The sequence below is a fragment of the Streptomyces turgidiscabies Car8 genome (assembly GCF_000331005.1).
In the GTDB taxonomy this organism is placed as follows: Bacteria; Actinomycetota; Actinomycetes; order Streptomycetales; family Streptomycetaceae; genus Streptomyces; species Streptomyces turgidiscabies.
Genome location: NZ_AEJB01000510.1, coordinates 1 through 9386 on the forward strand (window position 1 = coordinate 1; position 9386 = coordinate 9386).

General features: G+C 67.9%; 4 protein-coding genes. 2 read left to right on the forward strand and 2 right to left on the reverse strand.

The genetic code is table 11. The features are described from left to right. Both STRTUCAR8_RS36665 and STRTUCAR8_RS36670 read right to left on the reverse strand, forming a co-directional pair. On the reverse strand, window positions 1–2674 hold a 2674-nt coding region (locus STRTUCAR8_RS36665; RefSeq protein ID WP_006381356.1), incomplete at its 3' end, for a cellulose binding domain-containing protein. Between the two features lie 163 nt (window positions 2675–2837). Next, the gene (locus tag STRTUCAR8_RS36670; RefSeq protein WP_006381358.1) at window positions 2838–5753 is read right to left on the reverse strand and encodes a glycoside hydrolase family 48 protein; all 2916 of its coding nucleotides are present in this window, start codon (window positions 5751–5753) and stop codon (window positions 2838–2840) included. Window positions 5754–6028: 275 nt separating this feature from the next. Here STRTUCAR8_RS36670 and STRTUCAR8_RS36675 point away from each other — a divergent pair, with 275 nt between their 5' ends. Both STRTUCAR8_RS36675 and STRTUCAR8_RS36680 read left to right on the forward strand, forming a co-directional pair. Continuing rightward, complete coding sequence (locus STRTUCAR8_RS36675; protein ID WP_006381354.1) at window positions 6029–7513, forward strand: cellulase family glycosylhydrolase; 1485 nt, start codon at window positions 6029–6031, stop codon at window positions 7511–7513. Between the two features lie 67 nt (window positions 7514–7580). Further along, window positions 7581–9302 (forward strand): glycoside hydrolase family 6 protein, encoded by a 1722-nt coding sequence (locus STRTUCAR8_RS36680; protein WP_006381357.1) that lies wholly within the window; start codon window positions 7581–7583, stop codon window positions 9300–9302. Window positions 9303–9386: the final 84 nt, after the last annotated feature.

The following is a 9386-nucleotide window of genomic DNA, read 5'->3' on the forward strand; positions in this document are numbered from 1 at the left end:
AGGCGACCGTGCAGGACTGGTCGCCCAGTTTGAAGGCGGTCGGTCTGCCGTTCGTGCTCGGGGAGTTGCCGGTGAAGCCGAAGCTCACCGAGGAGCCCGCCGCCACGTTCGCGTTCCAGTTCACGTTCTTCGCCGTCACCGCCGCACCCGACTGGGTGTACTCGGCGTTCCAGAGCTGGGAGACGGTCTGGCCGTTCGGGAAGGACCAGCCGAGTGACCAGCCGTTCCAGGCGGTGGTGCCGGTGTTGGCGAGTTTCACGTCCGTCTGGAAGCCGCCCGACCACTCACTGGTCACCTTGTACGTGACCGTGCAGGCGCCTGTGGGCGTCGGCGGCGTCGTCGGGTCCGTGCCGCCTCCGCCGCCGCCCCCACCGCTCGTGTCCGAGGAGTCGCCGTAGACGACACCCCGCCCGTTCGTCGACACGTAGACGCGCCCGTACACCCTCGGGTCACCGGTGATCGCGTCGCCCGTCCAACCCCACTGGTGGGCATCGTCGTTGATACGCGTCCACGTCGCGCCCTTGTCCGTGGAGCGGAAGATGCCGCGTACTCCGCCGATCTTCGCGCTCGTGTACAGCGTCTGGTACGACGCTCCCGTCGCCGCCTTGCCGAAGCCGATCGTGTCGGCCTGGTCGACGTTCGCCAGCTTGGTGAACGTCGTACCGCCGTTCGTCGAGTGCCACAGGCCGTACGCGCCGTCCGACGCGCCGCCCGCCAGCCAGATGTCACCCTTCGTGCCCGGCAGCGCCTTGAAGCGCACGCTGTCGCCGGCCGGGAGGCCGGTCGCCGCCGACGCGGTGAAGGTCGCGCCGCCGTCCGAACTCATGTAGAACTTGCCCGACTTGAAGCCGTAGAACGTCTTCGGGTCCACCCGGTCCGACTCGACGATCGCGCCCGCCGGAATACCCGACGACGCCGACCACGACGTTCCGAAGCCCGTCGCGTACTGCACTCCCGTTCCTGCCGGGCTCCACACGAACCGGCTGCCGTCCGAGGCCGAAGCGATCGTGCCGCCGCCCGAGACGCCCGAAGGATCCGTCCCCGCGAACCAGTTGGCGCCGTTGTCCGTCGAGAACGCGACATGCGGGCCCGAGTCCAGGTTGCCCACGCGGGCCACGATCCCCGGGTTGCTCTCCGCGTAGTCCAGGCTCGTGGTCGTCGTGAAGTTCGGTGAAGTGAACATCATCGAGGGGACCTTGGTGAGATCCGTGTGCCGGAAGCCGCCGATGTCACCGAGGGCGCTGAGCAGCACCGCACCGCCCGACGGGGGAGCGGCCAGATCGAGGACCGCCGTCTCCTCCAGGCCCTGGACCATCGGCTTGATGCTGAACTGGCCGCCGCTGTCCCAGTTGGTGAGGTTCTCGGTGCCGTAGACCGTCGCGCCCGTTCCGTACATCATGCGGTTCGAGTTGAACGGGTCGATCTCCAGCGACTCCGTCATCCACCCCAGTTTCGGGCTCTGTTCGGGCGGCGACGGGTTCGCGCCGAAGGTCAGCCACGGCGAGGACGAGACGTCCATCGTGAAGCGGTTCGCGCGATTGGGGTACGAGGTGTAGTCCCACGCTTTCGTCCACGTGCCACCGCTGTCCGTGGAGCGGAAGATCTGCGTGTCCGGCCACCACGAGCTGTACGCCGTCGCCATCACCGTGCCCGGCTTCTGCCGGTCGATCGTCAGCCCGCTGAACCCGTAGTAGGTGTCCGCCTCCGCGACCGGGCTGATGTTCGTCCAGGTGCCGGTGGCCGTCGCGTAGCGCCACAACTGGCCCTTGCCGCCGTCGTACGGGCCGCCCTTGTCGCTGTACGGCACGTACAGATAGCCGTTCTTCGCGTCCAGGACGCCCTTGTGGGCAAGATAGCCGGTCGGCTGCCCGGCGAGCCGTGACCAGGTCGCGCCCGCGTCCGTCGAGCGGTACACCGCGTTGTCCTTGTCGGCGACCCCGACATAGACCGTGCGGGTCGCGTTGCCCGCCGTACCCGTCGACTCGTCGAAGGTGACCCAGACGATGCCCTGGTTGTCGCTGGCGTACCCGCTGGTGTCGGTCGGATCCTGGGCGTAGTTGCCGACGTTGGGGAAGTTCGCCACCTGCGCCCAGCTCGCCCCCGAGTCCGTCGACCGCCACAACCCCTTGCCGCTGGGCGCGCCCAGATACAGCACGCTGTTCCTGTTGGGGTCGACGGCGAGCCGCTCGCCCATGCCGCGGCCGGGCATGTTGCCGCCCAACTTGAAGGGCAGATCGGCCCGTTGCCAGCTCGCGCCCCGGTCACCCGACCTCAGTACGGCACCGTTTCCGGGGTCCCAGCTGTTCGTGTACGTGCCGACAGCCGCGTACACCTTGTTCGGGTCCACGGAGTCGGAGGCGAGGCTGACCACTCCGGTGTGACCCCAGCGGTCCCAGCCGACGGAGTCCGTCAGCGGCGTCCACGTCTTCGTCGACTCCTGCCAGCGGTAGGCGCCGCCGATGTCCGTACGGGCGTACGCGAGGTTCTTCTCGGTGCGGTTGAAGACGATGCCGGGGACGAAGCCACCGCCGTCGATCCGGGCGTTCTTCCACGTGTACGTGTCGGCGGCGAGCGTCACCTCCGTGGTGCTCGGGGCCGCGAGCGCCAGGGGACTGCCCGCCAACAGGCCTGCGGTCAGGGCCAGTACGGCCGTGAGGATACGGGTTCTTCGCATGGTGGGGGTCCTCTCGACAAGAGGTCTCTTGGGTGGTGAGGGGGTGCGGGTGGTGAGGTGCGTGGGGGGAGTGCGCAGGACACGACACCGGGCGGCCCCCAGTGCGGGAAGGGGCCGCCCGGCGCGGTACGCGGAGCTCAGGTCCGGTCGGACCGGGCGGGGGCTATTCGAGTAGCTCCGCGTACGAACCCATGGCGAGGGCTATGTCCGCCTGGGCCCAGAACCGGTGGTAGGTGAACGAGGGCGCGGCGCCGCCGGCCAGGTACGCCTCGATCTTCGACCAGTTGGGGTCGTTCTTGTAGAAGGAGCGGATCGAGGCGAACGTCGACGACGAGTTGACCGTGTCGCCGTTCGGCATCTTCCCGGTCCAGCCCGACGGCACGTAGACGGCGTCGTCGAAACGGTTGTAGTCCGTGCGGGTCTCCGGGACGGCGATGCCCAGGGTGTCCTGGTAGTTGGACCACATGCCGTCGAGGAGAGCCTTCGCCGTCGTCGCCGCCTCGGTGTCACCGGAGCGGTCGGCGTAGTACGTCAGCGTCTTGGCGTACGCCGCCGCCACGCCCACGTCGTTGGTGTAGTCGGCGACGGTGACGTGAAGTCCCGTGTTGGCACCCGGAGTTGTGGCGTTCCAGGTGTCGGGGGCGCCCGACCACTGGAGCGTCGACGGGATCTGGTACGTCCCGTTCGGGTTGATGGTCGTCTTGGACAGGGCCCAGTCGACCCACTTGTCCAGGACGCTCTTCGCCGCCGCGTTGCCCGTCTGCTGGTAGTACTCGGCGACCCGCTCCATGGACCACGCCTGGAAGCCGAACCACTGGTTGGACGGCGGGTCGTGGTACACCGGCTTCTCGTCGTAGTACATGCCGTAGAACGTCGGCGTACCGGCCGGCGGAGTCGCGTAGCGGCCCGCCCAGCTGTTGGTCGCGCCGCCCGCGATGGCACCCTCGTTGGACTGGAGCCAGCGGTAGAACTCGATCTGCCGGCCCAGTGACTTCGACCAGTCCGCCTGTCCTGTCGCCGACTTGGGCTTCAGGTCGGCGGACGAGCTGAGCGCGTAGGCGGCCAGGGGGTTCTGGTAACCGCCGTGCGTGTGGCTGGAGCCGATGCGCCAGGCCCAGCCGGCCGAGGTGTCGGTGGCGCCGCCCCACGCGTAGTACCAGGACATCAGATAGTGCGAGGCGTCCTTGCCGGTACCGGCCGCGCAGGCCGTCGGGCCGACACAGTTCCCGATCTTCTTGAAGTACTTGTCGTACATGGAGTAGCGCAGATAGTCGCCCATCTTCGCCGCCTTGCCGACGGTCGTCGAGACGTCGGCGCCCTTGCCCTGCTGCTTCGCCCAGACGTCAGCCCAGTACGCGGCCTGCACGGCGCGCGCGTCGGCGTCCGGGGCGTTGGTGAACTTCCACTGCTTCGCGTACGACGCGTCGCCGGTGAACAGGTCCAGGTACCCGTTCGTACCGCCGTACTTGAAGGCGTCGCAGGTCGGCTGCGGAACGGTCTCCCACACCGATTCCTGCGGTCCGCGCTGGAAGGTGTTGATGTAGGAGGGGCCGGTGTCCGTCGGGCCCGCCTCGCACTTGCCGGGCGAGTTGCCGTAGCCGTACACGTTGTCGACGTCCTGGAGCCAGTGCATACCGTAGACGTCATCCGTGCCGTACGCGCTCTTCAGCTCGGCCGCGATCGGGTCGGTGCCGACCGAGACACCGGTGTCCAGCTTGGCCGGGTACTGGCTCGGCAGGTCCCACTCGGGGGCGTACGTCGCCGGCTTCGAGGCGTTGTAGAAGGAGTTGGTCGGCTGGTCGGCGTGGGTGGGGATCATGTACTGCTCCATGATCGACCAGGCGCCGTTGAACTTGCTCCAGTCGCCCGTCACCTTGCCGTACATGGCCTGCAGCCACAGGAGGTAGCTGTACGCCTCCGACGTGGTCTCGTGGCCCTGGTCCGGCGCCTCGACGATCAGCGTCTCCACCGAGTGGTAGGGGATGCCCTCGGGGGAGAAGTAGCCGCTCGCCGGGTTGGTGATCTTGCCGTAGAGGTCCAGGAAGCGGGCGTCGTACACCTTCGAGGCCGCCAGCTCCGTGACGGTGACCGTCGCCTTGGCATGACCGGTGGCCGTCGAGTCGAAGGCCGCCGATCCGGTGCCCGTCGCGTTGGCGGTGATCGTCACCTTCTGCGCCGTGTTCCAGTTCGCCGGCGTGAAGGTGAGTGAGGCGCCGCCCGTCACCGACAGGCCCGTGTTGCCGCTCGCGCGAGCGGTCGACACGGTCACGTTGGCAGTCGGCTGCGTCGACAACTTGACGTCGTACGTCCCCGACTTGCCCTGCTGGACGCCGAGTTGGGTCGGCACGGCGACCACGGCGGGACCCGAGGCGACCGTGATGCCGACCGGCGTGGACGGCGCCGAGGCGCCCAGGCTGTCGTGCGCCTTCGCCAGCAGCGAATGACTCCCGACGGCCAGCCCGGTCGCCGAGTACGTGTACGGCGCGGTCGTGTCCGTGCCGAGCAGCGTGGTGTCGTCGTAGAACTCGACCTTGGTGATCGTCGCGCTGTCCGCCGCCGCCGCGGTGGCGGCCATCGGTACCGCGTTGCCCTGCGAGTAGACCGCGCCCGCGACCGGGCTGGTCAGCACCGAGACCGGCGGCTGGTGGGCTCCGGCGCAGGTCGTCCCGTTGATCGCGAACGAGGTCGGCGCAGCGTTGGCACCGCTGTACGTGAACTGTCCACCGGTGCTGACCGCGGCACCGGCGGCGATCGTCGCGTTGTACGTCGCGCTCTGCACGGTGACCGTCTGGCCGGACTGGGACCAGGTGCCGTTCCAGCCGTTGCTGAGCTTCTGGTTGCCCGCGTAGGCGTACGTCAGAGTCCAGCCGTTGATGACGTCCGTACCGCGGTTGGTGATCGTCAGATCCGCGGTGAAACCGGAGCCCCAGTCATTCGTCTTGTAGTCGACGCTGCACTGAACTGCCGCTGCCTGTGCGGGAGTTGTGCCGGTCGCGAGCATGGTCAGGGGGAGGGCGAGGGCCGCCACGGCAGCGGTCCAGAACCGCCGCGTGACACGGCGTCTGCGATGAGGGTGCATGGTGCTGGTTCCTCCAAGCGGGCTGGAAGGTGCTCGTGGAGATGTGGGGAGGAGCAACAAGCCTTGAACCAGTGGGAGCGCTCCCATATTGAAGACAGGCGTGTCAAGGGTCAAGGTGTTTGAAGACTCGAATTGATTCGACGGCGACATCTGATGGAAACACGTCAACCCCTCTGTCCTTTGCCGTCACTTGGCGCTAACTTCGTTGACACCAGTGGGAGCGATTCCGTCAGTCGACGCGTCCGCAACGACGCGCCCGATGCAAGGAGTCGCTCATGCGACACCCCCCGCGTTCAGGTCTTTTAATTGTGCTCGGCGCTGCCGTCGCCCTCGTGGGCACCGCGGTCGCGCCGGTTCTCACAGCGTCGGGAGCCACCCCCGCGTGCACGGTGGAGTACTCGGTCACCAGTACGTGGGACGCAGGCTTCCAGGGCTCCGTCAGGATCACCAACAACCAGGCGGCGCTCAGCAGTTGGAGTCTCACCTTCGACTTCGGCGCAGGTCAGAAGCTCACCCAGGGCTGGAACGCCAAGTGGTCCCAGTCCAGCACCACCGTCACCGCGGCCAACGAGACCTACAACGGCTCGCTGGGCACGGGCGCCAGCGTCACCGCCGGGTTCATCGCCTCGCGGTCCGGGAGCAATCCCGTGCCGACGTCGTTCAAGCTCAACGGGACCACCTGCAACGCGGATTCGGAGCCGACCCCGACCCCGACGCCGTCACCTACCGTTCCACCGGCCCCCGAGGCCGGGGCACCCGCCCTGCACGTGTCCGGCAACAAGCTCGTCGACTCCGGCGGCGCCACCCGGCGGCTGCTCGGCGTCAACCGCTCCGGCGGCGAGTTCGCGTGCGTCCAGGGCAACGGCATCTGGGACGGACCGGTCGACAACGCCTCGGTCAAGGCGATCGCCGACTGGAAAGTGAACACCGTACGCATTCCGCTGAACGAGGAGTGCTGGCTCGGCCTGTCCAACATCAAACCCGAGTACGCGGGCGCCAACTACATCGCCGCCGTCAAGGACCTGGTGGCGAAGGTGAAGGCGAACGGCATGACGCCGGTCGTCGAACTGCACTGGACCTGGGGGCAGTACACGGGCAACTCGGCCGGCTGCTCCGACGTGCACGCCAGCTGCCAGAAACCCATGCCCGACATGCAGTACTCGCCCGCCTTCTGGACCTCGGTCGCCAACACCTTCAAGGGTGACCAGACCGTCGTGTTCGACCTGTTCAACGAGCCCTACCCGGACCGCGCCACCTCCACGGCGGCCCAGGCCTGGACCTGCTGGCGGGACGGCGGCACCTGCCCCGGCATCGGGTACGAGGTCGCCGGTATGCAGGATCTGATCGACTCGGTCAGGGCCACCGGCGCCAAGAACGTGATCCTCGCCGGCGGGCTCGCGTACTCGAACGACCTCAGCCAGTGGCTGACGTACAAGCCCACCGACTCGGCGGGCAGTCTCGGCGCCGCCTGGCACATCTACAACTTCAACTCCTGCTCCAGCGAGAGCTGTTGGAACTCGACGCTCGCGCCGGTCGCCGCCCAGGTCCCACTGGTGGCGGGTGAGATCGGCGAGAACACCTGCGCGCACTCCTTCATCGACCGGGTCATGAAGTGGTTCGACGACCGCTCCCTGTCCTACCTCGGCTGGACCTGGAACACCTGGAACTGCGCCACCGGCCCGTCTCTGATCTCCGGTTACGACGGCACACCCACGGCCTTCGGAATCGGTCTGCGCGACCATCTGCGCGCCATCGGTTAGTGCACCAACTCCTCATCCCAGCAAGGCGTTTCGCACCCCACAGGAAAACGAGAGGACATCCGCACTCATGAGCCGTACCAGAACAGCGATCCTCGCCTCCATGGCGCTGGTCGCCGGTGCCACCGGCGCCGCGGCGGCCGCGTCGCAGGCCGGCACCAGCCTCGCCGCGATCCCCTGCACCGTCGCCTACACGGTGCAGAACCAGTGGTCCACCGGCTTCACCGCCGCCGTGACCGTCACCAACAACAGTGCGGCCAAGTCGAGTTGGTCCGTGAAGTGGGCGTACGCCGGTAACCAGCAGGTCACCAGCGGATGGAACGCCAAGTTCACCCAGAGCGGCACCGCCGTGACCGTCGCCAACGAGACCTACAACGGTTCGCTCGCCACCGGCGGTTCGGTGAGCTTCGGCTTCAACGGCAGCTACAGCGGCACGAACGCGATTCCGGCGAGCTTCACCCTCGACGGCGTCACCTGCAACGTCGACGGCGGGACCGGCCCCACGGACCCCGGCCCCACGGATCCGGGCCCCGGCACGAGCACGAGGGTCGACAACCCGTACGCCGGTGCCAAGGTGTACGTGAACCCGGAGTGGTCGGCGAAGGCCGCCGCCGAGGCGGGCGGCAGCCGGATCTCCAGCCAGCCCACCGGCGTGTGGCTGGACCGGATCGCCGCGATCAACGGGGTCAACGGCGGGATGGGCCTGCGTGCCCACCTCGACGCAGCCCTCCAGCAGAAGGGCACCGGCGAAATGGTCGTCCAGCTGGTCATCTACGACCTGCCCGGACGCGACTGCGCCGCCCTCGCCTCCAACGGCGAACTCGGCCCGACGGAGATCGACAAGTACAAGACCCAGTACATCGACCCGATCAAGGCGATCCTCGCGGACACCAAGTACGCGGGCCTGCGTATCGTCACGACCGTCGAGATCGACTCGCTGCCCAACCTCGTCACCAACACCGGCAGCCGCGCCACGGCCACGCCCGCGTGCGACGTGATGAAGGCGAACGGCAACTACGTCAAGGGTGTCGGCTACGCGCTCAACAAGCTCGGTGACGTGCCGAACGTCTACAACTACGTCGACGCCGGCCACCACGGCTGGATCGGCTGGGACGACAACTTCGGCGCCTCCGCCGACCTGTTCAAGCAGGCGGCCACCGCCGAGGGCGCGACCGTCAACGACGTGCACGGCTTCATCAGCAACACGGCGAACTACAGCGCCCTGAAGGAGAACAACTTCACCATCAACGACTCCGTGGCCGGCAAGTCGGTCCGCGAGTCGAAGTGGGTGGACTGGAACCGGTACACCGACGAGCTCTCCTTCTCACAGGCCTTCCGCAACCAGCTGGTCTCGGTCGGCTTCCCGTCCTCCATCGGCATGCTGATCGACACGTCGAGGAACGGCTGGGGCGGCACCGCACGGCCCACCGGCCCGGGCGCGACGACCACTGTCGACACCTACGTCGACGGCGGACGCTACGACCGGCGCTTCCAGCTCGGCAACTGGTGCAACCAGTCCGGCGCGGGCCTCGGCGAACGCCCGAAGGCCGCTCCGGCGGCGGGTATCGACGCGTACGTGTGGATGAAGCCTCCGGGTGAGTCCGACGGCTCCAGCTCGGCGATCCCGAACGACGAGGGCAAGGGCTTCGACCGGATGTGCGACCCGACGTACACCGGTAACCCGCGGAACAACTACAACATGTCGGGTGCGCTGCCGAACGCCCCGGTCTCCGGGCACTGGTTCTCGGCGCAGTTCCAGGAGCTCATGAAGAACGCCTACCCGGCGCTTTAGGCTCCGCCGGCCACGCGGTGCGGCGGTTCGCTTTTGGCCGCGGGTCCGGTGGGGGCTGGTCGCGCAGTTCCCCGCGCCCCTGGG